The following is a 23,053-nucleotide window of genomic DNA, read 5'->3' as shown; positions in this document are numbered from 1 at the left end:
GGAAGAAGGCGCTGAACCAGTTCTCACTCTTCTTCGAGGACCGGCTCAACGCCACATGAAAGCCAGGGACTTACACAAAGTCCCGGATACGCCCCTCCATCCTGGCGCCCGGCCCGCAGGCGCGGGGTGTTCCGCTTGCTGAGGCGCTGGCCGAGCCTGTGGAGGCGACCCGTCATGTGGAGCAGCTGCGGGCGCGCGTCGTCAGCGCTGCGCGGTATCAGGAACAGGAAGGGGAGACACCTGCCGAGGCCGCGGTCCAGTTGCTGGCCGAGGCCGGGAAGGTGCTGGACACCCTGGAAACGCTGATCCCGGGTATCAACGGGGACAACGCTGCGGTGGACATGGGCCCCGACGGCATGCTGACCGACGTGCTCGCGCGCCAGGATGCTCTGCGCGTGCGTCCCGCGGTGGTCACTGCGGCGACGGATGCTGCGGCGGGTACGGGCGAGCGGGGATTTCGGACGGCAGCTTCGGTTCGAGCTGATGATGCTCTCCGCGCTTCCGGTCGCGTAACTGCGCGGTCAGGCAGACGAACTCGCACGGGAGATCCGTGAGATCGACGTACGGACCCAGCGCACGAACTGGGAGGCCGATCTGCTGGACCGCGTTTGCGCAGTTCGCCAGCGATGACCGCGGGGTCGGCATGCCGTGGGGCAACTGCGGTGCGCCGTACTGGGTCCTCCGAATAGGAGACCTCGCCCAGCGGCGCTTCGAGCGCGCCCTCTTCGAGTGGCAGTCGAGCTGAGGGCCGAAGGCCACGCAACGCTCTGTCCGGAGAAGAGTCCGCTCCCATAGAGGGGGCTGGAACCCGCTGGTCGTCGTGGCCGGGCTTTGACGAGCCGTCGCGATGCGGGGTCGATAGCTGATTCGGGGGAAGGCAACAGGCCAGGACTAAGCTGGCCAGATGCCGATATTGCCTTCCCCCGCTGGCGCACGCGATGGGGCCACCTCGCTGCGGCCGGTCTCTCCTGGCGGGACGGGCATGGCCCTGCTGGTCCCGGCCCTCACCGTCCTGGGCGTGGTCGTCTCGTGGTACGCGCTGGTCCTCGAGGGGCACCGCATGGACCCCTCTGTACCCTGTAAGGCCGTGCGGACGCCTGTTCCGCTGATGGAATACGTCGCCACATGGGCTGGCCTGACCGCGGGTGTGGCCGCCGTTGTGGTCTGCGTCCTGGCAGCCATGGGCATGCGCCGGCGTTACGCGGTCGGCCTGTGGGCGACAAAGCCGGGACTGCTGGCGTACCTGAGCGTGTGGCTCAACGTCGCAGCGATCCCGTTCGAGCTGCTGGTCCTCTTGTTGATGGCGCACAGGCCTGCTGGGGTCTGGCACGGCGGCGACTGCGGTTGACCTCTGCCCCAACGCCGTCTGTGCGAGCGTGTGAGGATGGCGCAGCAGAACGAACCAGGTCGGCGTCTGTCTCCACACGAATGCGATGTCCGCGGAAATCGGGGGTGTGCGGACGACGTACCCCCGATCAGCACGCTAGACCTGCTCCTTGACGACCTGGATGTCGGACAGGCCCGCAGGCGCCAGTTCAACATGGTCCGCAGCGAACTGCAGCGGGCGGCTTCTCCCGGATGCGCTGCCCGCAGGCGCCAGCGGGTCTGCGGAGCTGCTGGAAGGTGAGACCGTTGGCCTGTACGTCCGGCTGGCGAACAAGTCCCTTGCCATATGCGGCCCGTAAGGTAGGCAACATGCGAGCTGCCTCAACAACTGTCGCTCCAGTAAAGTAATGACAAAGACCCTACTAAAGCGCAGGTCAGAAGGCGTCCGTCCCGCAGGCGCGGGGGTGTTCCGCTGCGGGACCTGATCGCCCCGTACCGGATGGTCTCCGTCCCGCAGGCGCGGGGGTGTTCCGGAGTGCGACCGGCTGGAGGCGTGCGCGGCCGGGTCCGTCCCGCAGGCACGGGGGTGTTCCGGCAACGTGTGCCCGTAGCAGGCGCCGCCGCCTCGCTCGCACCAGTCCGCAGCGCGGAGCTTGTCACCAGACCTGCCCCATGACGTGAGCATTCACAGCCCTGATCCACCTTCGCAATGGACCCCAGGCCGGCTGATCTCACGGCGGCTTCCTTGAGTACGCTCGCTGTTTGGCGTGAACCGGTCACGCCTCTTTGTGGAAAGGGAAAGCTCGATATGGGCGGGGGCGGCGGACTGGTGCCGGACCTGAAATTGACCACAGAGGGGTACGAGATCAGGGCGACCAGCTGCACCAGGCAGCCGAGGACCTGGCGGGAGTCAAGAAGGCCCTGGGAGGCGGCCAGGCCAAGGGACCCCTGGATGTGATCGGCATGATCCAGGGCGCTGTGGCCTTCACCCAGTTCGGGGAGTACGCGGGAGGGGCGTTCCATGCCTTCGCGGAGGCGTGGAACGCCGAGTGCGCCGCTCTCAAGGGGGCGTTGCGTGAGCTGCAGGGCGGGCTGAGTGTCAGCAGCCATGGCTACGGGCACACCGACAGCAAGATCAAGGGCGATCTGGAGACCGTGTCTTTCGTCCAGCGAGGACAATCCTGAAGTGACCCACCAGAATCCGACCGACGCCGAACTCGTGACGCTGGACGTCCCGCTGATGATCCGTTACGGCCTCCTCTTCGGCGTTGCGCACCGGAACGCGCTCTTCGGTGACGGGGCCGTCGACGCCGCGCTGGCCGCCGAGCGTGAACAGGTTCTGCCTCGCTCCTTGCGCTACCTCGGTGAGGTGGGTCTTCGGGCGGCGTCGGACCTGCCGGAGCCGTTGCCGGGGCGCGAGGCGTCGGTGATGGCGCGGGAGTGGCTGGCCATCGCCGTCTCCGTGGCCAAGGGTATCGACGAGGACGAGATCATGGCCCGCTGGCTGGAGGCCGTCGCCGCAGTGCTCGCCTTGCGTGCCTGGGAGTCTCGCCCGCGCTCGTAGGCGCGGGCCGGGCGGCCATGGGCCCACCCCTTCCCCTGGCCGTCCATGCGGAGCTTTGCGTTCCTGACGCTCCGGTAGGGTCCGTCCCGGCGTGAACCTGTCACGCCGCAGGTTTTCTTCGGGGGAGTGCATGGCGGCGGGCGTCGGCATGGTCATCCTCTGGCTGGACGGTTGGGTGGGGGTGCGCGGGCAAGCATGACGAAGAGCCCGGTGCGGGAACTGGCAGAGCTGCACGAACATGTCGCAAAACTCTCCGGCTGGAACCTGCTGGAGATTCAGATCGAGCTGGCCAACGCCATCGCCAAGGCGAAGGGCCATCGGGCCCCGCTGGGCGACCCCGAGCACATCGAGACCGTCTCCGGGAATTACCAGCAGGCCGCGGTCACCGTCGACACCGTCTCCGTGAACGTCAGCGGCATCGCCCGGGTGGGACTGCCGGGTTCATGGACCGGGCATGCGGGGGAGAGCGCAGCCGAGGCGATAGGTGCCGCGGCACGCGATGCGGAACGTATGGCCAAGACATTCGACGAGGCGGCCCCGGCGCTGTTCCACCTGGCCGACGGCATCCGCCAGGCCCAGGCCCAGCACGCCAACGGCCAGCTCGCCCTGGACAGTGCCGCTTCCCTCCTTGCCGAGCACTCCGATCCCAGCCCCGACCACCTGGTGCGCGTCCGCGGCATCGCCCTCGACGGCATCGGCCAGCTCCTGCAAGTCGCCACCTGCGCGGAAGAAGCCGGGCAGCGTGCCGAGAAAACGCTCCACAAGATGGCCTCGCAAGCCCGCGCGGGAAAGCCCGGCGGCATAGGACTGACCGACACCGACCGCCTGGTGCTCGCGGACGCCGCCAACCCCACCGGGCCTCGCGACCTCAACGACATCCTGTCCGCCAGCGACCTTCAGCGCTCCTCGCAGTTCCGCGACCGGCTCAGCGACACCGACCGGGAGGAATTCGACCATCTGCTGGCCCAGGCCCAGTCCCCCGAGGAACGGGCCTACCTGATGAAGGCCCTGGCCGCGGGTCACGACATGGCCGACATCCGTCCGTACGCGCAAGCCATCCGCGGCCACAACCCATACTGGCTGGCCCAGCATCTCTCACCGCTCCACACCGACAGCACCAAGCTCGGCGTCAATGCACCCGCCGACTTCTCCGGCGCCGCCTGGAAACAGGACGACAAGGAAGGCACGTGCGTGGCCTCCTCCACGGTCACGGCCCGTGCGATGGCCGATCCGCTGTACGCGCTGCGCCTGACCACGGGCGGACGCCCGGGAGACCCGAAGAGCGACAGCCCGGAGGCGTTTCGCAAACGCCTGCTGGACAAACGGCACCGGGTGCACGAAGAAGGCGACGGGGGCGACCTCCCCGACGGGGGCATGGACGCCAAAGGCAAAGGGCGACATCCTGCGCAAGGAAGTCTCGCCCTACTCCGGTAACGACTACCAGAGGTTCACACCGTCCAACGCGCAGGACCGGCACGACGCCCTGCCGGACATCGAGGCCGCGGTGGACGACGGCCGGCCGGTCCCGATCGGGGTGCAGGGCCATGATGCGAAAGGGAACCGAGTGGGCCACGCGATGCTCATCGTGGGGCACGACGGGACAAGCTGCAGATCTACAACCCTTGGGGCCACACCGTCTGGGTCACCGAAGACGACTTCATCAACAACCACATGGACAAGGCGTCAGATCCCGAGCTGCCCGAAGCCTACGAGTACCGCCTGCCGAAGTGAGCCGGACACCACCCATGCCATCCGTACCCACCCGATCCCACCTTCTCGTCTGCGCGACCGTGCTGCTGGCTCTGACCGGCTGCGGCAGTGACGGCGACCCGGCGGGGACAGACCAGTCGCTCGGTACCGTCCACCGCGACCGGCTCCTCACCGACGACTCCGACCACCCGACGCCACAAAACCGTACCGAAGGGCCCATCGAGATCGAGCATGGCAAGCGCTTCTCCATCGCCATGCTCCAGAACGCATCCGCACGCCTGGAGTGGACCGCTTCCACTCAACCGGCCGACTCCCTCAAAGCCCTCGGGACAAGCACCGAAGACACCCCGGGGAACAAGCACCTCGACGGCGCCGGCTACACCCTGTACTTCACCTTCCAAGGAACCAGGCCCGGCGACGCCCGCATCGTTTTCACCAACTACTGCGGCACACACAAGAACACCGGTTGCTACTCGCCCACCCTCCAGAACACGGTCACCTACCGCGTCACCGTGCGCTGATCCTCAGCAAAGGAGCTCTGCTCGTCCTGCCGCTTCAGCGGAAGCCGGCTCTGCACCTGTTCGGCGTCCCGGCCAGGCCCAGTGGATCTGCAGTCCAGGCGTCGGCGAGGAAGGGCGCTGTGTGCAGGGCCCATCGTCCAGGGCTTGCGGTGCCGGGCACCGACTTTCTTCCAGACCCACGTAGTGGCGGTGACGACAACGGTGGCAGTGAAGGTTGCGACAAGTGCGGGCAGCGCGGCGTGCGCGAGGTCGTCCGCAGATGACCACCTCGCGGCCGGCCGAGTCGCGGGTCGCTCTGCGGGTGCATCGACTGTGGCAGAGGGCGGGATGAAGACGGACTGGCCGGTCGCGCGCGACCCTGGGGTCGCATGGCCGGCGAGCTATCGCCACGCCACCGCCGATTGCCGACCATCGCCGCCCGCAATCGTCTGTTTCTTCAGATGCGCATCGCTCTCACCGACCGCTGCACCGCCGTCACCGGGATAGCCGCCCGTGGATCGCGGTTCTACTCCAGCAAGACATTGGACGAGGCGTTCGCTTCGGCCCTGCCCAGCATCTCGCCGGTGAGTTCCAGCGCCGCGTCGTAAACCGTAGATTGTGCCCATGATCGAGGAGACGTCGCCCGCGCAGTTAGAGCCGTCAAGCACGGGACGCAGGAAACATGCTGCCCCCAAGCAGGCCAAGGCCGACGGGGTATTACGGTCATCCACGCTGATGGCCGCCGGAACGGTGGTCTCCCGGGCCACCGGACTGATCCGGCAGGTGCTGCAGGCCGCCGCCTTGGGCACTGGGCTGCTGGCGACCACCTACAACCAGGCCAACACTGTGCCGACCAGCTTGTACTTCCTGTTGATCGGCGGCGCGCTGAACTCCGTCCTGGTTCCGCAGCTTGTCCGGGCCCGGGCCGATGACCCCGATGGCGGGGCCGCGTTCGAGCAGCGCTTGGTTACCCTCGTGCTCTGTGTCCTCGGTGTCGGCGCCGCACTGGCTACATGGGCTGCTCCCGAGATCATCAGCATCTATCAGCACGACACACCCGCCACGCACGACGCGTTCGAGCTGACCGTGGTCTTCGCCCGCTTCCTGCTCCCGCAGATCTTCTTCTACGGCGTGTTCAGCATCTTTGGACAGATCCTCAACGCCCGGAACCGGTTCGGGGCGATGATGTGGACACCGGTCCTCAACAACGTGGTCCTGATCACGATGTTCGGCCTCTACCTCGGCATGATGACCGCCCCGGAGAAGGTCTCGGACATCACCGGCGCCCAGGTCAGGCTGCTCGGCATCGGAACCACTCTCGCGCTGGCCCTCCAGGCACTGGCCCTCATTCCGTACGCCCATGCAGCCGGCTTCCGACTGCGACCGCGCTTCGACTGGCGAGGCACCGGCCTGCGCAAGAGCGTGAACGCGGCCCGCTGGACCTTGTTGTTCGTACTGGCCAACCTGGTAGCGAGCACGGTGATCACCCGCTTGGCTTCCGCCGCGGATGCCGCCCTGCCCAGCGGCGGGGTCGGCTATACCACCTACAGCTACGCCCAGCAGATATGGATGCTCCCCCAGTCGATCGTCACCGTCTCCCTCGTCACCGCAATCCTCCCGCGCATGAGCCGGGCAGTGAACGAGCATCGTCTCGACGATTTGCGCGCCGACCTGTCCCGCGCGCTCCGGGTCAGCGGCGTCATCATCGTCCCGGCAGCGTTCTTCTTCGTCGCCTTCGGCCCGCAGATCTCGCAGTTGCTGTTCGCTCATGGAGCCGCCGGCGCCGCAGGAACCGTCCCGCTGGGCCACATGCTGCAGGCCTTCGGCCTGGGTCTGATCCCGTTCTCCGCTCAGTACCTCTTGCTGCGAGGCTTCTACGCCTTCGAAGACACCCGCACGCCGTTCCGCATGGCGCTGTGGATCAGTGGCATCAACATTGCTCTGGCCGTGGCCTGCCACCTGCTGCTGTCCCCAAGGTGGGCGGTCACCGGGATGGCCGCCGCGTATGCCCTGTCCTACGCGATCGGCCTGCTGTTGACGGCTCTGCGGCTGAGGCGTCGCACCGATGGGCTGCTCGACGGCCGCCGGATCTGCCGCACATACACCAAGTTGACCACGGCTGCCACCTGCGCGGGGGCTGCTGGCTGGCTCATCGCCCACTTCTGCAGTCACAGCCTGGCATCAGTCTCCTGGACGCCAGCAGTCTCCCTGGCTGCGGGCGGCATCGCGATGGCCCTGCTGTTTCTTCTCTTTGCACGACTCCTGCGAATCGGGGAGCTGCGCAGCTTGCCAGGGCTGGGGTGACCCGAGCACCACAGACAGAGGCCGATAACAAGGGTCCAGGGCGAAGCACCACCACTCGCCCTGGGCCCTCAACGTGTGGTTTCCATCCGAGCCATGAAATCCGGACCTCCGACATCAGCCGCGTGGTTGACTGCGCACGCAGTCGTCGCCCCTCCCGCCCAGGCCATGCCCCTGGTTGGCGGGCCGGTGACCGATGACGTGGACGGTGTCCCGCTTCTGGGCGGCGAGGACAACTACCGGTGGTGGCGCTTTCGCATCCACGCCCGGGGCCGGGACGCCACATCATCCGTTGGTGCCGTCTACGCCGACCAAGGCGATGAGGTACCCGAGCAGCATCTCATCCAGGCCTGGCCCGCACCCCGGGCGGCCGAAAGCCGCCTCAAGCTCACCGACCAGGTCGGAACCCGCAGCCACGCCCCCGCTGCCAAGTAGGCACCCCGGCGGGCTGACCCTGCCGGGGTCGGCGGATCCGGTGCCGGGGGCGGACCCGTCCAACACGGCCGACTGCGGCGGCCCTGTGCGACGTGCGAATCGGGGCAGAGGGCCGCCATGCCGCGTCCTGTCCCGCAGCATCCCGACTGTACGACCGCTCACCGCGGTGGGCACTCGGACGAAACCGGGAGGGTGACCCTCGAGCCCGGGGACGAGGGTCTGGCACCGCTGGTACTGGAGGACCTGATCTGGGCTCAAGTCATCGGCTGGCGGATCCGCGCACGGCATTTGACGACCAGCTGGTACTCGACACCAACGACGAGCGTGGGTGAATTCTCCGAGAAGAGGCTGTTCACCATCCCTTCGCCGACTGGTCCCGTCTGATGGGCACCCAAGCCGCCTGTCGGAGAGGCAATCTGGGAACCGGGGACTCGCAACGTCGCTCCAACTGCTGGGCGCGCAGCCCGAGAGGACGCCACAGCTCGGGCATGCGCCACGCGGTCCTCAGCCCTGCGTGCGGGGCCCTGATCGGCGCTGGCGGAGCGTGGTTGGTACGCAGGCTGGTTCGTACTCCGGTGGGACAGGGCCGCGTGCCGCACTGGGTCGACTCACGAGCCGGGCGATGGAGATTTCCCGAAGCCGCTGCTGCCTTCGGGCTCGCCATTCCCACCGTGCTGCTGATCGCCATGCCGGGCCCCCACCCCGCCGCCTCCGCCGCGCCCAGGTCCGTTCATGACCACGCCAGGAACGCTGGGTACGGCTCCACGCCGGCAAGGCCTGAGGACCCCAAGGTTCGGGGCTGGAAACTCTGGTCCTGGTGGTCCGGCGGCGTCCGGTACCTAGCGAAGATCAATTCTGCCGCAAACGATCTGGATGCCGAACACAACAAGCTGTTGGCCCTCCCGCGGCACCCGGACGGCAAAGTCACCGTCGACGAAGGGGTACGAGCGTGCCTGCGGTGCGATGCTCGCCCGTGTCGACGAGGCCCAGGCATACTTCACAGTCCTCGACCCGGCCTTACAGAAGCCTCGGGCCGACGTGGCCATATCGCTCTGAGTCGGCCCCCGTGGCTGTGTAGGTGGGTTTCGAGAACGTCTGTTACTCGGTGGCAGGAACGCTCCGCTCCTCCGGAAAGTGATGTTGCCGAGTTCTAGGAACGCCTCGGTGCTTGCTTCAGGACTGTGGTTGAGCGCAGTCCGACGTATCGAGGAGAACTGGGCCTGATGTGACCAGGCGAGGGTGTCCTCGCCGGACGGCTCGCGGCAATCCGTTCGCGTGACGTGCCTCCGGCTGCGTACGGTCCGGGCATGACGAGGACCACACCAGCCAGACCGGTGTCCGTGGAGGCCGTGTTCCCGGAGCTTGCCCCCTACCGGGGCCGGACGACCCGGCTGCACCCCCGGCCGGGGCATCCCGGCAGGCACGACAGCCATGTCGGCGGTCCGATGCTGTGGCCGGGCGGCGAGCCGTGGCCGGTCTGCCACGAGGGGCACCAGCACGAGGCCGAGGGGTACGTACCGGATGAGATCCGCAGCGCCCGGGCCGCGGGTGAATGGCCCCGAAGCCGCCCGTGGCCCGGCGCCGGAAGGCCCGGGGAGGACGGACCGGTGCCCTTCGTGGGGCTCGCCCAGTTCTTCCTCCGGGACGTCCCGGGCCTGGCCGCCGGGCCCGACGGCGCGGATCTGGTGCAGCTCTTCCGCTGCCCGTTCACCCACGGCCCACACCTGGAGCGCCGCTACCGGCTGCGATGGCGGCGGGCTGCGGAGACCGAGCGCGCAGAACGCTTCCTCGCCGCCCCGCCCGAAGTGCCCTTGCTCCGGTGGGAGCACGAACTCCCCGAACCCTGCGTCGTGCACCCGGAAGAGGTGGACACCTATCCGTGGGCGGAGGACGACACGCTGCCTGCGGCGCTGATCGCACGTATCGACGCATGGGACGACGCTCAGGTGGCGGAACACGGCTCCGATGCCCCCAGCTACCAGTTCGACCTGTCGATCCCGCCCGGCTGGCGGGTCGGCGGCTTTCCCAGCTGGGCGTCCACGGGTCCGATGGCCATCGGCTGCGGGTCCTGCGCGGCCCCGATGCGGCTGCTGCTGACCGCCGGGGGCGAGGAGATGGACGCCGGCTCGCACAGCTGGGTACCGCTGGAAGACCGCGACCCGTCCCTGCAGGGCAAGGACTCGATCCGCAGCGGTGCGGCCATTGCCCACCCCACTCGACTCCGCTTCGGCCGCGACCGGGACCTCCACGTCTTCACCTGCCCGGCCGACCCCGGGCACCCGCCCCGCTGGGTGCTCTCCTAAGGCACTTCAGGGCGCCGAACTTGGTCAGCGAGCACCGCTGCGGGATGCCGTCGCACGACACGCGCAGAACACCGCTCTTGCTTCTCGCCAACATTTCTCAGAGCAGCCGTCCGCGGTCGTTCCCGAAATCCGGCAACAACCGTTTCTGTATATCGCCTACGTAGCCAGGCCCCGTTTCCCCGGCTTGAGCTGGCCCCTTTTCGTAGATGGGTTGAGGGCGATCTCGGTTCGAAGTTGGCCCCGGCTTCCGGCTCGGCACGGCCCCGCCGGGAGCCGTTGCCGTTGGTGACTGCGGCTTTCAGATGTGGAACTCGGGGGGGAACCCGGTCCAGCGCAATTCTTCGGGCAGGTGCCGCATGTCGTTGTAGAAGAGCATCGCGGAGGGGCGGCCGGGTGCGTAACGGATGACCGTCAGGGCTGCGTTGCAGTGGTTGAGGCCCATCCAGCGCCATTCCGGAGCGTCGTGAGCGGCCCGGATGATCCAGCCGATGAGGAAGTTGTGGGTGACGATGAGTTCATGGCGAGGCTCGTCTCCCTGCACTGGGCCCGTGAATTGAGCGAGGGCCTCACGGGCCAGTGCCGGCCCTCGCTCGCGCTCCTCCGACGGGAGCTGAGCGAGATGCTGCAGCAGGGCGTCGGCAGCATCCGGCGGCAGTTCTTCCCTGTGCGGTAGGTAGGGGACGTAGTCTCCAGCCGGCTCGGAACAGTGAAGGAGAACATCGTCGAGCTGTTCGCTGATCAACCGGGCGGTCTGCTCCGCCCGGGTCAGCGGACCGTGGTGGATTACCGACAACGGTATGCCCCGCAGCCGTCTGCCGAGGAGAACGGCCTGGCGACGGCCGTTGTCGGTCAGGCCGTTCTCATCCGGCGTAGCCTCGCCGTGCCGGGCGAGGTAGAGATAACGAGTGGCTGTTCCGGTCATAGGCTGGGGCCCCTATCAATGTCGTGACCTTGTGCATTGCCCCGATGGACGCGACAGGGATCCTCTTGGTTGCGCCGTGCCTTGCCGCTCTTCCACTTCCTCGTCTCATCACCGACTCGGATCCGGACGCCCTTTGGGGTCACCAGGCACAGGTGGCAGCGAAGGTGCGCGTTGGTGAGGCCTGTGTGCGCCGCGATGTGCGTTCCAGGATCCAGGACCGAGAAGTACGTCATGCCGTAGCCCAACGCGCCAGGAATCGGTTCGAGCACCTTCACGGTTTTCGGCAGGCATTGAGGTTCCTGGGGTAGGACTTGGCCGAGTGGTAGAGGTAATGCGCCGACCACCGGCCTTCGTCAGCGAGTTCGGTGGGGTTGGCGACGATCCGTTTGCCGACCAGGCCGCCCAGGCTCTCGAACTCCGCTGTGATGTCCTCCATGGCCGCTTCCACGTCAGACAGCCACGGGAAGAGATCGTTGTCCCACCAAGCGGCCTCGGACAGGCCGGGAATGAAGACGTTCGGATCCTGGCAGCCACTCATGTGCTCGCTCACCTTGCCCTGGAGAACGATGTCCAGGCCGTTGAGCACCCGCTCCAGCGACGTATGGTCGACTCCCTGCTCGTCGTCGCTCTCGGTGGATCGGTGGCGCTGCTCGACCCAGTCCTGGGCGACCGGCCGCGCCCACGCGCTGCGACCGCTGATGGTGGCCTGGGGGCGGGAACGTCGCCTTCGTTGCGGGAGATGTAGGCGCACAGGTCGGCGGCGTCCTCGTCGCGATTAAGCGAGTTGGAAGAGAACGCACAGCGAGGGTGCACTCACGCCGGAGTTGGCATGGCGCTCGGGCAGCGCCCTGCGAGCAGCTGATGGCCCAGGTCCCAGGCTGCCTGGCCAGGGTGATTCCCGCGGGAACCGGGCGCGTGCCGGCTACCGTCCGTCCCGCAGGCGCGGGGGTGTTCCGTGCAAGACGTGTGCTGGCTTCGGGCTCGTCGGTCTGTCCCGCAGGCGCTGGGGAGTTGGCCCTGGGACTGGTGAGCTCGCAGGGTTTAAGTGTCGCGTATTCCCGGACGGGTATGGGCTCTTGCCGCTCTGCGTCAACAGCCCATACAGGCCAGGCCCGGGCTGAACGCGGCAGTGGCATGATCCGGGCCATGGAACAGCTCTCGTACTCGGCCGCATGGCTGTCACAGTGGCATGCCGAGATCACAGATGCGGTGAGCTCCATGGTCTCGACGTTCGAGGAGACCTACGGCTACGAGCCGGGCACGAATGAAGTCCGGGTCGCCGATGAATAGGACCTTCGGGTTGCCCGTGACTGCGGCCGGGAGCTCCTGGGATTCGAGGATCTGCTGACGTTCTACGAGTCGATCGGGGAAGTGGCGTTGCCAGACGTGGGCAACGGCTACTTCGTCCACTCGGCGCACGATGTGCTGGGCAGACTCGCGGAGGAAGGGCCTGTCTTCGTTCCGGAAGCCGATGACCCCCATGGGATGGTGATCGCGTCGAACGGTGGGGGCATCCTCTATGTCGCCGATCGGGGCGGCGCGATCCACCGTTCTCGGACTGCTTCCCTGGACGATGCGGAGTTCGACAAGGTCACCGACAACCTGTCGGAGTTCCTTGATCACATCCGTCGCTGCGTTGTCCGCTTCGCCGAGACGGGCGCTACCGGAGACCTGTAGCGATCGTCGGCCGGTTGCCAGCGGCACACCAGCTCCAGGTTCCGCCGGCCTCCGTGACGAGGTGGGTGGTGATCTTGTCGGGGAGCTGAGGGCCCGGGCGGCCACGGGTGCGGGGGCTTGGAGGACCATGTGGAGGGGCGGAACTGGCGACCTCGCGTAATCGTGAGTCGTGTATTCCCATGCCATTGAGTGCTCGTGGTCACCATGAGTGGTCGCCGGGGGATTGTGACGCCAGGTTCCTCCGGCTTTCTCGGCGAGATATGCGGTGGCGTCGTCGTTGTAGCCGAGCATGCGGGCGACGACCGGGGCGGGGCCGGTGCCGGGGCTTGAAGCACGAGGTGCCGTGTGAAGGACGTCAACGGCGCTTTCCAGAGCATTAAGAGCGCCGCAGACTACAAAACGCAGGTAGGCAATCGGCGTCAATACTCGTGTGTCAGTGAAGGCGAGCACTGGTGGATCAGTTCCAGCAGCTCGGCTTCATCGTTGCGAACGCGCCGCGAGAGCGGGTCCCAGACCGGCTGGTGGGCTCGCATGTTGAGGGTGTCGTGTATTCCACCGGGCAGGGACTTGGCTGGCCGCTCTGAGTAGTTGGGTTCGTGGCCTGGCCTCGACAGGTAGGTTCACGGTGGTGTGTTCGAAGCATTTCCGAAGGGGGAGACCACCGGTGGACGTTGTGGCGATCATGGAAGCACTGGCTGAACAGGGCATCACCGTGCTCTTCAAGGCTGACGCCGAGCGGATGGCAGAGCGACGCAAGCCCTGGACATTCGTGGCCAGTGGCGCCCCTTTGCGTGACGACATCCTCGTGCGAACCGATGCCGCCTCGGTCGAGCAGTGCCTCGAAGCCTGCCTGCCCCACCTGCGCGAACTGGGCCTTTCGCTGCCCGAGTGACGAGAGTGGCCATCTGGATGCGACGTACCCACTCACCGGGGTGTGGTCACCGGGCGTATCGGCTCCAGGTTCCCCCAGCTCCGCGACGAGGTGGGTGGTGGTCTTGTCGTGGAGCCGAAGGCCCGGGCAACGACGGATACGGGAGCTTGGAGGACCAGTTGGCGGATTGCTGAGGCCGGACCACGCTGAACGGGGACGCCAGCGGCTCGGAGCTGGTCGGGGCCCTCGGCTGCCAGGGCTACCGACCGGGGAACACCCGGGCCGTGCTGCGGCTGCTGACCCAGGCGAGGCAGGGCTGTTACACCAGGTAGGCGCGCACGAGATCGGCAACGGGTGCGGGCAGCGACGACGGAGGGTCTCCAAGCCGGATTGTGAGGGCATCTCCGTCATCAGCCACGTCCTCGGTGGTCAGCCGGACGATGCGGCTGACAGGTTGGGCGTAGAGCAGGACAAGTGCGGCCGCGGCTCGGGTGCTCAGCGGCAGGGTGTCGTCATACAGGACACGGCGGAGGACGGCGAGGCGGCGGTGCTGGTGCATCGGAGCCTGGTCCTGCTTGCTCACGTGGGGTGGCAGGCGAGTCAGGGCATGGCGCCGTTATCCATGCACCAGCGCAGGAAAGGGCGGGCCGTCGGATGGCGTACTGGTCCGCGTGCCAGGCGTCAAGGTCAGCCTGCCGGCACCGGTCAAGGGTCAGGTTGCGGACTGCGAGCCAGAGGAGACAGGCGTCGGCTTGGGTGATCTGCTGCCTGGCCTCGTGGGTGGAGGAGCGTCCGAGCGGTCCGGCATCGGCCTTCGCTCGCAGGCGCCGCAGTTGGTGCCAGTTTGCGAGCCGGTTCATGAGAAGTGCCAGCTGCGGGTGGACTCGGCCGGTGCCGTCGTCGAGGAGGTCGGAGAGCAGGTCGGACGGAGTGCAGCGTTCGCAGAGCCGGCGACCGAGCAGCATCCCTTCGAAGCCGCAGCGGTCGCAGAAGAGGTCACGGGTGATCCCCCGCGTCCGTCACGGCGGACCCGGCTGTCGCGACCACGCTCACGGCCGTCGAACCGACAAAGATCGCGCACACGGTCGAGATGCTGCGCATGCGCACAGTTACTCCTTGGCGCGGTCCGCTACCAGGTCGATACGCCCGCGTCCGCCCTGGGTGGGTCAGCCGGGGCGGACGCGCCGTGGATGGCGATGGCCTACTGGTGGGCTCGCGTATTCAACTGCGCCAATTCACCATAGAACCAACCCTATTGATGACCGTGTGTGGTCGCCGGAGGCATGCTGGTTCCGGGTTCCACCAAACTCGGATGCGAAGCGGGATGTGAGGGCACGGTGACAGACAGGGGTGGCGGCGGAGGCAGACGTCCCAGGCCTGCTTTCGGATTGCTGCGGTGCGGCTGGCAGTCTTGGGGGACGCCGAGATCGTCGATCAACTTGGAGAGCACGAAGGGTTGCAGCGGCTGACCGGCCCGCCCGGCCGGGAAAACAGCCAGGGCTCAAGAAGGCTCGGGCCGAAGGGTATCCGGCCCGAGCCTTCTGTGCTTGCTGGAGGAAGCATGCCCCTCCCGGAGGGTCTACTTCACGTGGACGTATTCCGCCGCGGAGGCGACCGCCGGGGTGGTGGACGTGCCTGCGAAGGAGTAGCGGAAGTAGCCGTCCGCCGTGGCCTTTGTCGTCGTCCTCAGGTTGCCCTTGCTGTCCGTCGTGACGGTCTTGAGGGTCTTGTAGGTGCTGGTGCCCTTCTTCTTGAACTGGAGCTTCACGGGCTGCTTGGTGTAGCCCCCGTACTTGTAGGTCTCCCAGTTGGCGCGGGTCAGGGCGCCCGTGACGGTGATCGTCTTGTTCTTCTTCACCGGTTCCGGCGAGGCATTGACCGTCAGCCTGGAGTTGCGCAGGACCTTTGCCTTCGCGGCGGAGTCCTTGGTGATGTAGTCACCGTCGTTGGCCAGGGCGGTGGCGCTCACAGTCCAGGTCCCGGCCGTGGTGTTGTCCTGGGGGTGAATGCGCGGGTTCATTTTCAGTGTGTAGGTGCAGGTGGTCGTGGTGAAGCTCTGGCGCAGGCACTTGCCCGCGATGTTGTCGGGCATCACGAGTCCGTAATAGTCGCCGTTCGGGAGGGGCGTGTGCCACATGACCGGGAAGGTCTTTCCGACCTCGATGCCCGAGTCGTCCGTGGCGGTCACCGCGATGGTGAACGTCTTCACGTCCGTGGTCCCCAGGACGATGTCCTTCCCTCCGTTGACGACCACCTTCGTGATCCTGATGTCGCCCGAGACCTCATCTGCCTGGGCAGCCCCCGGAATCGCGAGCGCGGACAGGGCGAGGGCCCCGGCGAAACCTGCCACGGTGGTGCGGTGATGCATGAAGGCGTTTCCTCCCATGTTCCAGCGCCTCAGGAACACCCGAGGCGGTGCTGACAATGCCCACCCAGTACGCGGGTGGCACGGGCATGACCATCAGGTCGCAGGAATAGTTGCCCATCGATCACACGGCTCCCAGGACGAGCACGGGGCTCACGCCATCTTCCGGCCTCGGTACTGGAACTGGTACAGCGATTATCGCTAAGCCGCTGATCACGGCCCGGCTGTTGCTAGGTACTTGACGCGGTTCTCGTACTCGCGACGGGACTTGCGCTGGGGTGGGACACCCTGGGCGCCGAAAGGCTGGCAACGGGTGAGACGTCCGCAATGCATGGAGGGGACGGCGCTGACGCGGAGGGTGTAGCCCTGGCCGCGCCATACGGTCACGCCGCGGTCGAGGGTGACGGATAGCTCTGGGGCCAGGCCTCCTCGTAGCCGGCGGCTGTGTGCTCGGGCATGAGGTCAATGACGGCCGTACGAATGGCGCTGCGGCTGACCCCGTGTTCGTGGGCCAGGACGGCGATGGGCCAGCCGTCCAGGTACGCCGTTCGCACGGCGTCCGTCTTCTCGGTCGGCAGCGTCGCGCTTGACGAGCGGCACGCTGGTTTCGGCCATGTTGGTGTTGGCACCGGCGCGCCAGGAGTGGGAGGTGACCTTCTTGCCGTCGATGAAAGGCACACCCGCCTGTTCGGCGGGGTGACGCAGGCACTCGTTGTTCGATCGTTCGACCTTTCCGCGGCCGACCGTCAGGAGTTCTCCGAAGGGCTGGCCCGACGCATCAGCGGTCAGCTGTGATGGCGCAACCGCCCAGTCCGGCCCGGTGAGCTACTGCCACAGGTCTGCACCGTCTCGTCCACTGGGATCCATCGTCAGCAGGCCTTCGTGAAGACCCGAGAGGATACGGCCGGTGGGAGACCCGTCCTCGCCGGACTCCATGACTGCCCAGCCGGCATCGACGCCGGACACGTTCACGTCGGCTCCGCAATCGAGCTCGTCCACCGTGACGAAGACGGCTTCGTAGGCAACGGCTCGAGCCAGCAGCACCAGGTCGTCCCTGCTCGCGCCTGCCTCCAGCAAGCGCTGGGCCGCGGCCACTTGCTCCAACGCGCCCGGGCTGGCCCAACTGTCGATTGCACCCCGCCACAAGGAGCGCTGCAACGCGAAGCGCGCGAGCTGCGGCTGGTTCTCGTCGATCTTTGACCTTGTCCTATGCGGAGCGTCTGTCGCGCCGAGAGCTTCGAACTGCGACCGGAGCGCCTCCGCTGCGGCCCGCTTCGACGGAGCAAGGTCCGACAACCACGACTGCCAGGTCGCTTCGGCATCATCCATCGCACCAGGATGCCCCACATGACGCCATCACTGACACGATCGGCAGCGTCAGCCAAGGGCGTGCGAGCAGCATCTCTGAGCGTCCTCAAAAAGGAGGGACCGGAGGAAACGGCATGCTCCTGAAACAAGAATCCGGTGACATCACTTCAGACTGAGCGGGAAGCTCGAGTACAGACCATGCTCTCTGATCCGAGCCGCTCGGTCCGTCAGCTACCCGGGCCTTCCGGGGCCGGCACCGGGACACCAGGCGGCGGTTGCGGCCTGACCGGCCGGCTCACCTCGGTGCGGTGGCTGCCTGCCCGACGGGGACCCGGCCCAGCACCGTCGTGTGCAGTTCGGCGAGCCCGCCCTCGGGCATGGAGGAGGGGCTGCCGGTTATCACCCAGCACGAGGAACTCGACAAGGCTGGGCAGTGCCCAGTACCTCGCTGCTGTGGCCGCCTCCTTCCGGACTTGCGGCGGGAGCTCGGACCCGGCCACCCCGACACCCTGCGAACCCGGGCCATACTCGCCTTCTGCCGAGGGGAGGCCGGGGATGCCGTCGGCGCCGCCGCAGCGTTCGCCGAACTGCTGCCGGACCTGCACCGGGTAGCGGGCCCCAATCACCCTCACACCCTCATGGCCCGGCAGGCTCTTGTCCTTTGGCGTAGCAGGGCCGATGGCCAGGGTCCCGCTACTGAGTAACGATCACCCGCATCAAGCGGCATGGAAAGCCGGGAGGTCCATAGCGTGGCCGCAGTCGTCGTGCGCCTTCGACGACACCGGCCCGCTCAAGCAGCGCCAGTCTCCAAGGGCACTGAGGTTTCCCGCGTCGGCGGCCCGCCGGAGGAGTGCCTCTGCGCCTTCAACGTCCCCGGCCTGCTCTCAGGTCTGCCAGCTCTTTCAGGTCACTGGGGGAAGCCCGGCCCGTACCAGCCCGATGCCGACGGCTCTGCGGTGCGGCAGCAGCCTGGCAGCACCGATGCTGCCAGTGAAGGTCCGCCCGCCCCGCGTGTCCGTCCCGCAGGCGCGGGGGTGTTCCGTGGATGCGGGCGAGGTTGGCGAACCCGCGAGTGTGTTCCGCAGATGCGGGGGTGTTCCGCTGTCCAACGGAGCGGTCACACGGACAGCCGCTCGCCTGGCCGCAGAGCTCGGCGGGACGTCGACGCTGTTCTCCCAAGTGCGCAAGGACCTCGTCGAGCAGGGATGGCTCGAACAGGTCGACCGCGTCGGCAACATCCCGGTCTACTGTCTGGGCGAGCGCGCCACCGGCGAGCACCCGGTCATCCCGCTGCGTGAACCGGATAGCGCATCACTAGCGAACTGGCTCCTCAACCACCTTCAGGGAGGGGCGCGAAGATGCGCCAGTCACGCGGCAAGCGTCCGGAACCGTGGCGGGTGTCGGCCGGTCCAACGCCCGCCCCAGTCACCTCGTCGAAGGGCTTTGATGACCAAGCAGCTTAAAGTGCATGACTGGCGGATCGAGGAACGGGAGTACGCCCGTCAGGAGCAGCGGCGTGGTCGTCGTTACGCCTACGAACACCTCATGTCTGCACGGACGGTGTTGGTCGTGGTCGATATGGTGCCGTTCTTTGTCGCAGAGGCGCCCTACGCGCTGGGCATCGTAGCCAACATCACGCGTCTGGCGACCGCGCTACGCGCGAACGGGGGCACGGTGGCCTGGATTCTCCCAGCGGGAACACCCGCACGCGAGGACTTCTTCGGCCCCCGCGTTGCTGAGATGCTCAGCCACTGCGCCGGAACCGGGCCGCTGCACGAGCGAATCTGGCCGGCCTTCCGTGTTTTCGACAGCGACCTTGTCGTGGAGAAGACCGCCGCCAGTGCCTTCTTCCCGGGACGGTGTCCGCTCCCCGGGCTACTCGAACAGCGTGGCATCGACACTGTCCTGATCACTGGCACGGTAACCAACGTCTGCTGCGAGTCCTCCGCGCGTGACGCGAGCACTCTGGGCTACCGGGTCATCATGGTCGCCGACGCCAACGCCGCCCGGCGCGACGAGGACCACAACGCCGCGCTCTACACGATCTACCGCACCTTCGGTGACGTCCGGCCCACCGCCGACCTGCTCGAACTCATCTGCAAACCTTGACGATCACTCACTTTTGAGGTGACGCCCGCAGTCAGCATCTCAAGGACGGTGAGGCCCCGCATCGGCGCTGCTGCGCTGGTGCGGGGCCTCACATCTCCATGATCAATAGTTATTCAAGCTGCGATACCTTGATGGTGGGTCGGCATGCCGGGGGAGAAGAGCAGGAGGTCAAAGCTGCTGACCGAGGCGCCTGAAGCCCCGGATATGCCCACACCAGCCCTGGCGAGTCAGCCGGTGGACGGGACCAGGGTGTGCTCGGTGCCGAGGTTTTCGCTGGTGGTGTCCTCGTAGAGGGAGGTTTCGCCGTCGGACCAGCGGATGAGGAGGTCGTCGGTGCGGTCATTGCCGGTGAAGTTGCCGGTGGTCATGACGGTGCTGTGGGTCCAGGTGCTGAAGTTGCCCCCGTGGACGGTGTGCGTGGCGCCCAGGCCGTTGACGGTGGTGCCCACGTAGCTGTTGATGGAGCCGTCCTTCCAGCGCACCAGCAGGTCCCACTTGCTGTTTCCGCTGTACTCGCCGGCGGTCAGCAACGTCGCGTCCTCCCAGGCCTTGTTGGAGTCCTTGAGCTTGTGCTCCTCCGAGAACTTCTTCTCAGTCCCGACGTTGGTGTAGAGGGTCAGCTCGCCGTCGGACCAGCGCACCATCAGATCGGTGACGTATTTGTCGGCGTTGAAGCGGCCCGCGGTGATCTGGGTGGCGTGCTTCCAGGTCTCGGCTTGGGCCGTTTTCTTTTGGACCATAGTGGTTTCCCAGTTCAGGCCCCTGGAGCCGACGTCGCCGAAGAGCGAGACCTCGCCATCGGACCAGCGCGCCAGCAAGTCGAACTGGTTGGAGCCGGTGAAGTCACCGGCGGTGATCCCTTCCGCGTACTGCCATATGCTGCCTTTGGGCGCCAGTTGCTGCTGCTCGCTGAACCCGCCGCCGCCGTTGCCGCTGTAGTAGGTGACCTCACCATCGGTCCACACCACGATCAGGTCGCCGCGCCCGCGGCCACTGAAGTCGCCAGCGGCCATCAGCTTGGCGTGCTTCCAGGTACTGGCGCCGCCCATGGTGTAGCCAGGGACGCTGGGCTGTTGGTACTTGCCGTAGTTGGGGTGGCGGCCGTGCTGAGCGTCATCGTAGAGACGGAAGAAGTAGTCCTGGTGCATCGGGCTGTAGGTGATGCGGTTGTACATCGGGCTTTTGGTGTCCAGGATGCCGCCCCCGTTGTAGCCGCCGACGTTTCCTATGATTTCACCGGTTCCGTCATCGTGGAACTTGGAGAACCAGGGGCCTCCGGAGACACCGCCCCACATGCCAGCACAGTCGATCTGCATTTGATTGTACCCCGGCAGCGGCCATGTCTTGGTGTTGCACTTTACCGGCATATCTTTCGGGTTGTGGCCGGTATCGGGATAGCCGACGATCATGACCTTGTTGTAGAAGCTCTTGGTCCGCGCGAGAGTGTTACCACCCACCACGTCCTGCACGCCCTTACCCTTGACCGACTTCAGGCTGGCGAACGAAAAATCCAGATCAGAGACATTACTAGTATCATTGTGCACGTATTCCGGATAGAAGAACCAATCTTTCACCGGCCAGATTCCGTACGGTATGGCAGGCACATTGTTACCGTTGTACTTGGGTACGAATGCCACCCTTTTCGTGAGTCTTCTGGTGCAATGGCCTGCGGTCAGGATGAGGTTGTGCCCTGGGCTTTGTACAACGCTGGCTGAGCAGTAATGCGGCCGGTTTTTCTCATCAAGCCCGAAGAGCGCGCCGACGGACTTCATGCCGCCGAAGTGGTCCACCTCGTCGCCTGCAGCCGCTCCCGGCCCCGCATCGCTCGGGGCCGGGCTCCCGGTCGGCGGCGCAGGTGGCCGTCCAGCAGGGTCGGTGGCGGAGGCCATGCGCTCGGGTGTCCAGAACTGGCTCAGCTCCTCTGCCTCCGCATCACCGTCCGTGTCGTTTTGCGCAGGGGGCGCCGATGAGGTGGCGCTCGGTGTAGGGGGTGCGGCCGCGCTGGTGGCGGCCTGGGGGAGTTGGGCAGTTGTGGAGGACGGCGGGTTCGATATCTCGTGCGTGGGTGGGGTGGGTGTGCCTGCGGCTACTGCCGGACCGGCGGCCAGGACAAGGAGGCCTGTTGCGGCCATGACGGCACGCCGGAGGCGCGCTCCGTGCAATGACATGTGTTTCACTCTTCGTTCGGATTACGCCTTCTCTGTTTTCAGGGAAGGCTTAATAGGCGAGCGCTTACAAGGAATCCGGGCTCGCCAAAAAGGCTTGCGGGCCGGGACTTCCGGTCCGCAAGGCGGGGAGGAAAAGAAGGTTCAGGCTGCGGTGCCCCTACGCCTACGGGCGCGGATCACGCGGATACCGACTGCCGTCAGGCCAGCGCAGGCGATGGCGAGGCCAGTCCAAAGCCAGGGTGCATACCGGCTCAACAGCGACGGCTCCGAGGAGCTGGAAGATGAAGGCGGCGGGTCTTCGGCTTTCGCGGAGACGATCAGGTTCTGCGTCACGCTCTGCCGTCCTCCGTGCGAGGACACCGTCACCGGATATACACCCTCGGGAAGATTCGGCCGCAATTGGACATGCCCTGCATACACGTAGGGTCCGTCTTCTGCGTCCTGCCGAAGATCCGGGTCGTCACTGGTGTGCATACGCAGAGCCAGCGAGTGCTCAAAAGCCGGCGATTGCGCCTGAAGAGTTCCGGCACCGTCATCGTCGACAGCGAGGGAGATGGCTACCTGCGCACCAGGGAGCACCCGATGCGCTTGCCCCGCCGGGTCGATAGGGTTACTCGCATAGCGGGGGTAGATGTCGAAGCGGCGAACGTAGCTGGAATACGGCGCATCCTCCACCGCCATCTCAGCGCTGGCAATCTCCCGTCCGTGATAGATCGCGGCGACCACATACCGGCCTGGAGAGTCGGTCGTGTAGTGCCCGTATTCGTCTGCGCTCTCCGTGCCCTGGCTATCGTGTGGCGCAACTTCATAGCGAAAGGGATATGACAGGTGGTCATTGGGGTCGGCGGGTCGGGCCTCGATAGTGGCATTGTCCCAGCCTGGCGGCATCCCACTGAGATGAACGGCGGCGAGCCTGCCGGCCCGTACCGGCGTGTGCCCGTGTGGGCCCAGGCCGAACACTTCAAGCCGCGGCCGCGAAGGAGCGGTCGGCGAACCGGTAGCTGAGGGCGAGGGCGTCTCCGCATGGGCAGGCGCCAGGGAGAGGAGCAGCGCGGACGCCACAGCGGCGGCGAACGCGGGCAGACGGGCGGGACGGTGCATCAGGTGCATCAGAGTCTCCGGGTCCGGGGAAGAGCGATGAGTTCGCCCACTACGGCTTCTTGGCGGTCCCCGAAATGAGAAGGAGGAGGGGCTCCCTCGGCTGTTCCGGCAGCGGCCGACGCCGATCGGTCCGTCAGTCGCGCCACCGTCCCCCTGGCGGATAACCCGCGCGCGGTAGCGGCATTCCAAGCGGTCCGGAGACCAGCTGGCACCGTCACCGGACGAATTCCCGTTGCAGAGCGCTGAGTACGTGCCCAGCAAGGCACATCCCGGCGCTTCCTACTCGTGTTCACAGTCGTTCCCCCCGACCCTTCAGCCCCCGCCGAATTGCGCTACCTCAGAGCACTCCGAGACCGCAACGAGTCGAAATGATCATGCCATGTCCACGCCTGG

General features: G+C 66.6%; 23 protein-coding genes and 1 pseudogene. 16 read left to right on the top strand and 8 right to left on the bottom strand.

Annotated features, from left to right (window positions below; all coding sequences use genetic code 11):
- The first annotated feature begins 101 nt into the window (after window positions 1–101).
- The 11 genes and pseudogenes from ACIHFE_RS33015 to ACIHFE_RS32965 all read left to right on the top strand — a co-directional run bounded on the left by ACIHFE_RS33015 (window position 102) and on the right by ACIHFE_RS32965 (window position 10,139).
- Window positions 102–630, top strand: a pseudogene (locus tag ACIHFE_RS33015) (DIP1984 family protein).
- 13 nt (window positions 631–643) lie between these two features.
- The gene (locus tag ACIHFE_RS33010; RefSeq protein ID WP_400112548.1) at window positions 644–745 is read left to right on the top strand and encodes a DUF1963 domain-containing protein; all 102 of its coding nucleotides are present in this window, start codon (window positions 644–646) and stop codon (window positions 743–745) included.
- 237 nt (window positions 746–982) lie between these two features.
- The gene (locus ACIHFE_RS33005; RefSeq protein WP_400112547.1) at window positions 983–1,348 is read left to right on the top strand and encodes a hypothetical protein; all 366 of its coding nucleotides are present in this window, start codon (window positions 983–985) and stop codon (window positions 1,346–1,348) included.
- Between the two features lie 941 nt (window positions 1,349–2,289).
- Complete coding sequence (locus ACIHFE_RS33000; RefSeq protein ID WP_400112545.1) at window positions 2,290–2,511, top strand: hypothetical protein; 222 nt, start codon at window positions 2,290–2,292, stop codon at window positions 2,509–2,511.
- A 1-nt stretch (window position 2,512) separates the two neighbouring features.
- Window positions 2,513–2,890 (top strand): hypothetical protein, encoded by a 378-nt coding sequence (locus ACIHFE_RS32995; RefSeq protein ID WP_400112544.1) that lies wholly within the window; start codon window positions 2,513–2,515, stop codon window positions 2,888–2,890.
- 195 nt (window positions 2,891–3,085) lie between these two features.
- Window positions 3,086–4,324, top strand: coding sequence for a hypothetical protein (locus tag ACIHFE_RS32990; RefSeq protein ID WP_400112542.1), 1,239 nt, complete (start codon window positions 3,086–3,088; stop codon window positions 4,322–4,324).
- A 311-nt stretch (window positions 4,325–4,635) separates the two neighbouring features.
- Window positions 4,636–5,121, top strand: a complete 486-nt coding sequence (locus ACIHFE_RS32985; protein WP_400112540.1) for a protease inhibitor I42 family protein — start codon at window positions 4,636–4,638, stop codon at window positions 5,119–5,121.
- Window positions 5,122–5,489: 368 nt separating this feature from the next.
- Window positions 5,490–5,708, top strand: a complete 219-nt coding sequence (locus ACIHFE_RS32980; RefSeq protein ID WP_400112538.1) for a hypothetical protein — start codon at window positions 5,490–5,492, stop codon at window positions 5,706–5,708.
- Between the two features lie 127 nt (window positions 5,709–5,835).
- Window positions 5,836–7,404 (top strand): murein biosynthesis integral membrane protein MurJ, encoded by a 1,569-nt coding sequence (gene murJ / locus ACIHFE_RS32975; RefSeq protein ID WP_400112551.1) that lies wholly within the window; start codon window positions 5,836–5,838, stop codon window positions 7,402–7,404.
- Between the two features lie 165 nt (window positions 7,405–7,569).
- A complete protein-coding gene (locus tag ACIHFE_RS32970; RefSeq protein WP_400112536.1) occupies window positions 7,570–7,836 on the top strand; it encodes a hypothetical protein in 267 nt (88 codons plus the stop codon).
- A gap of 1,307 nt (window positions 7,837–9,143) precedes the next feature.
- Window positions 9,144–10,139, top strand: coding sequence for a hypothetical protein (locus ACIHFE_RS32965; RefSeq protein WP_400112535.1), 996 nt, complete (start codon window positions 9,144–9,146; stop codon window positions 10,137–10,139).
- Between the two features lie 298 nt (window positions 10,140–10,437).
- Here ACIHFE_RS32965 and ACIHFE_RS32960 read toward each other — a convergent pair whose 3' ends face one another.
- The 3 genes from ACIHFE_RS32960 to ACIHFE_RS32950 are packed head-to-tail and all read right to left on the bottom strand — an operon-like array spanning window position 10,438 to window position 11,812.
- A complete protein-coding gene (locus tag ACIHFE_RS32960) occupies window positions 10,438–11,061 on the bottom strand; it encodes a histidine phosphatase family protein (protein WP_400112533.1) in 624 nt (207 codons plus the stop codon).
- Window positions 11,058–11,330, bottom strand: a complete 273-nt coding sequence (locus tag ACIHFE_RS32955; RefSeq protein ID WP_400112549.1) for an aspartyl/asparaginyl beta-hydroxylase domain-containing protein — start codon at window positions 11,328–11,330, stop codon at window positions 11,058–11,060. The genes ACIHFE_RS32960 and ACIHFE_RS32955 overlap by 4 nt, the downstream gene beginning before the upstream one ends.
- Window positions 11,331–11,332: 2 nt before the next feature.
- Window positions 11,333–11,812 (bottom strand): hypothetical protein, encoded by a 480-nt coding sequence (locus ACIHFE_RS32950; protein WP_400112531.1) that lies wholly within the window; start codon window positions 11,810–11,812, stop codon window positions 11,333–11,335.
- A gap of 395 nt (window positions 11,813–12,207) precedes the next feature.
- Between ACIHFE_RS32950 and ACIHFE_RS32945 the strand changes: the two genes are divergently transcribed.
- From ACIHFE_RS32945 to ACIHFE_RS32935, 3 genes are all read left to right on the top strand, one after another.
- Complete coding sequence (locus ACIHFE_RS32945; RefSeq protein ID WP_400112529.1) at window positions 12,208–12,351, top strand: hypothetical protein; 144 nt, start codon at window positions 12,208–12,210, stop codon at window positions 12,349–12,351.
- A gap of 96 nt (window positions 12,352–12,447) precedes the next feature.
- Window positions 12,448–12,738: a hypothetical protein gene (locus ACIHFE_RS32940; RefSeq protein ID WP_400112527.1), complete on the top strand. Its 291-nt coding sequence runs from the start codon at window positions 12,448–12,450 to the stop codon at window positions 12,736–12,738.
- Window positions 12,739–13,402: 664 nt separating this feature from the next.
- Window positions 13,403–13,630 carry a hypothetical protein gene (locus tag ACIHFE_RS32935; RefSeq protein ID WP_400112525.1) on the top strand — a complete coding sequence of 76 codons (228 nt, stop codon included), beginning with the start codon at window positions 13,403–13,405 and terminating at the stop codon, window positions 13,628–13,630.
- A gap of 298 nt (window positions 13,631–13,928) precedes the next feature.
- Here ACIHFE_RS32935 and ACIHFE_RS32930 read toward each other — a convergent pair whose 3' ends face one another.
- Window positions 13,929–14,192, bottom strand: coding sequence for a hypothetical protein (locus tag ACIHFE_RS32930; RefSeq protein ID WP_400112523.1), 264 nt, complete (start codon window positions 14,190–14,192; stop codon window positions 13,929–13,931).
- A 996-nt stretch (window positions 14,193–15,188) separates the two neighbouring features.
- Window positions 15,189–15,977, bottom strand: coding sequence for a DUF5707 domain-containing protein (locus ACIHFE_RS32925; RefSeq protein WP_400112521.1), 789 nt, complete (start codon window positions 15,975–15,977; stop codon window positions 15,189–15,191).
- 477 nt (window positions 15,978–16,454) lie between these two features.
- On the opposite strand from ACIHFE_RS32925, the gene ACIHFE_RS32920 reads away from it, so the two are divergent.
- Window positions 16,455–16,769 (top strand): hypothetical protein, encoded by a 315-nt coding sequence (locus ACIHFE_RS32920; RefSeq protein WP_400112520.1) that lies wholly within the window; start codon window positions 16,455–16,457, stop codon window positions 16,767–16,769.
- A gap of 30 nt (window positions 16,770–16,799) precedes the next feature.
- Here ACIHFE_RS32920 and ACIHFE_RS32915 read toward each other — a convergent pair whose 3' ends face one another.
- Complete coding sequence (locus tag ACIHFE_RS32915; RefSeq protein ID WP_400112518.1) at window positions 16,800–17,303, bottom strand: hypothetical protein; 504 nt, start codon at window positions 17,301–17,303, stop codon at window positions 16,800–16,802.
- Window positions 17,304–18,461: 1,158 nt separating this feature from the next.
- Between ACIHFE_RS32915 and ACIHFE_RS32910 the strand changes: the two genes are divergently transcribed.
- Window positions 18,462–19,391 (top strand): isochorismatase family protein, encoded by a 930-nt coding sequence (locus tag ACIHFE_RS32910; RefSeq protein WP_400112516.1) that lies wholly within the window; start codon window positions 18,462–18,464, stop codon window positions 19,389–19,391.
- A gap of 227 nt (window positions 19,392–19,618) precedes the next feature.
- Here ACIHFE_RS32910 and ACIHFE_RS32905 read toward each other — a convergent pair whose 3' ends face one another.
- Together ACIHFE_RS32905 and ACIHFE_RS32900 are read right to left on the bottom strand one after the other, a co-directional pair.
- Window positions 19,619–21,181, bottom strand: a complete 1,563-nt coding sequence (locus ACIHFE_RS32905; protein WP_400112514.1) for an FG-GAP-like repeat-containing protein — start codon at window positions 21,179–21,181, stop codon at window positions 19,619–19,621.
- Between the two features lie 519 nt (window positions 21,182–21,700).
- Window positions 21,701–22,669, bottom strand: coding sequence for a hypothetical protein (locus tag ACIHFE_RS32900; protein WP_400112512.1), 969 nt, complete (start codon window positions 22,667–22,669; stop codon window positions 21,701–21,703).
- Window positions 22,670–23,053: the final 384 nt, after the last annotated feature.

Source organism: Streptomyces sp. NPDC052396 (assembly GCF_044593195.1).
Lineage (GTDB): Bacteria > Actinomycetota > Actinomycetes > Streptomycetales > Streptomycetaceae > Streptomyces.
The sequence above is the reverse complement of the archived record's forward strand: the minus strand, read 5'-3'. Positions and strand labels throughout refer to the sequence as shown.

Bases quoted from the DNA above. Each gene is read 5' to 3' on its own strand.
- ACIHFE_RS33010 (WP_400112548.1), top strand. From the start codon at position 644: ATGCCGTGGGGCAACTGCGGTGCGCCGTACTGGGTCCTCCGAATAGGA.
- ACIHFE_RS33005 (WP_400112547.1), top strand. From the start codon at position 983: ATGGCCCTGCTGGTCCCGGCCCTCACCGTCCTGGGCGTGGTCGTCTCG.
- ACIHFE_RS33000 (WP_400112545.1), top strand. From the start codon at position 2,290: ATGATCCAGGGCGCTGTGGCCTTCACCCAGTTCGGGGAGTACGCGGGA.
- ACIHFE_RS32990 (WP_400112542.1), top strand. From the start codon at position 3,086: ATGACGAAGAGCCCGGTGCGGGAACTGGCAGAGCTGCACGAACATGTC.
- ACIHFE_RS32985 (WP_400112540.1), top strand. From the start codon at position 4,636: ATGCCATCCGTACCCACCCGATCCCACCTTCTCGTCTGCGCGACCGTG.
- ACIHFE_RS32980 (WP_400112538.1), top strand. From the start codon at position 5,490: ATGGCCGGCGAGCTATCGCCACGCCACCGCCGATTGCCGACCATCGCC.
- murJ (WP_400112551.1), top strand. From the start codon at position 5,836: ATGGCCGCCGGAACGGTGGTCTCCCGGGCCACCGGACTGATCCGGCAG.
- ACIHFE_RS32970 (WP_400112536.1), top strand. From the start codon at position 7,570: ATGCCCCTGGTTGGCGGGCCGGTGACCGATGACGTGGACGGTGTCCCG.
- ACIHFE_RS32965 (WP_400112535.1), top strand. From the start codon at position 9,144: ATGACGAGGACCACACCAGCCAGACCGGTGTCCGTGGAGGCCGTGTTC.
- ACIHFE_RS32960 (WP_400112533.1), bottom strand. From the start codon at position 11,061: ATGACCGGAACAGCCACTCGTTATCTCTACCTCGCCCGGCACGGCGAG.
- ACIHFE_RS32945 (WP_400112529.1), top strand. From the start codon at position 12,208: ATGGAACAGCTCTCGTACTCGGCCGCATGGCTGTCACAGTGGCATGCC.
- ACIHFE_RS32925 (WP_400112521.1), bottom strand. From the start codon at position 15,977: ATGCATCACCGCACCACCGTGGCAGGTTTCGCCGGGGCCCTCGCCCTG.
- ACIHFE_RS32920 (WP_400112520.1), top strand. From the start codon at position 16,455: ATGGCGCTGCGGCTGACCCCGTGTTCGTGGGCCAGGACGGCGATGGGC.
- ACIHFE_RS32915 (WP_400112518.1), bottom strand. From the start codon at position 17,303: ATGGATGATGCCGAAGCGACCTGGCAGTCGTGGTTGTCGGACCTTGCT.
- ACIHFE_RS32900 (WP_400112512.1), bottom strand. From the start codon at position 22,669: ATGCACCTGATGCACCGTCCCGCCCGTCTGCCCGCGTTCGCCGCCGCT.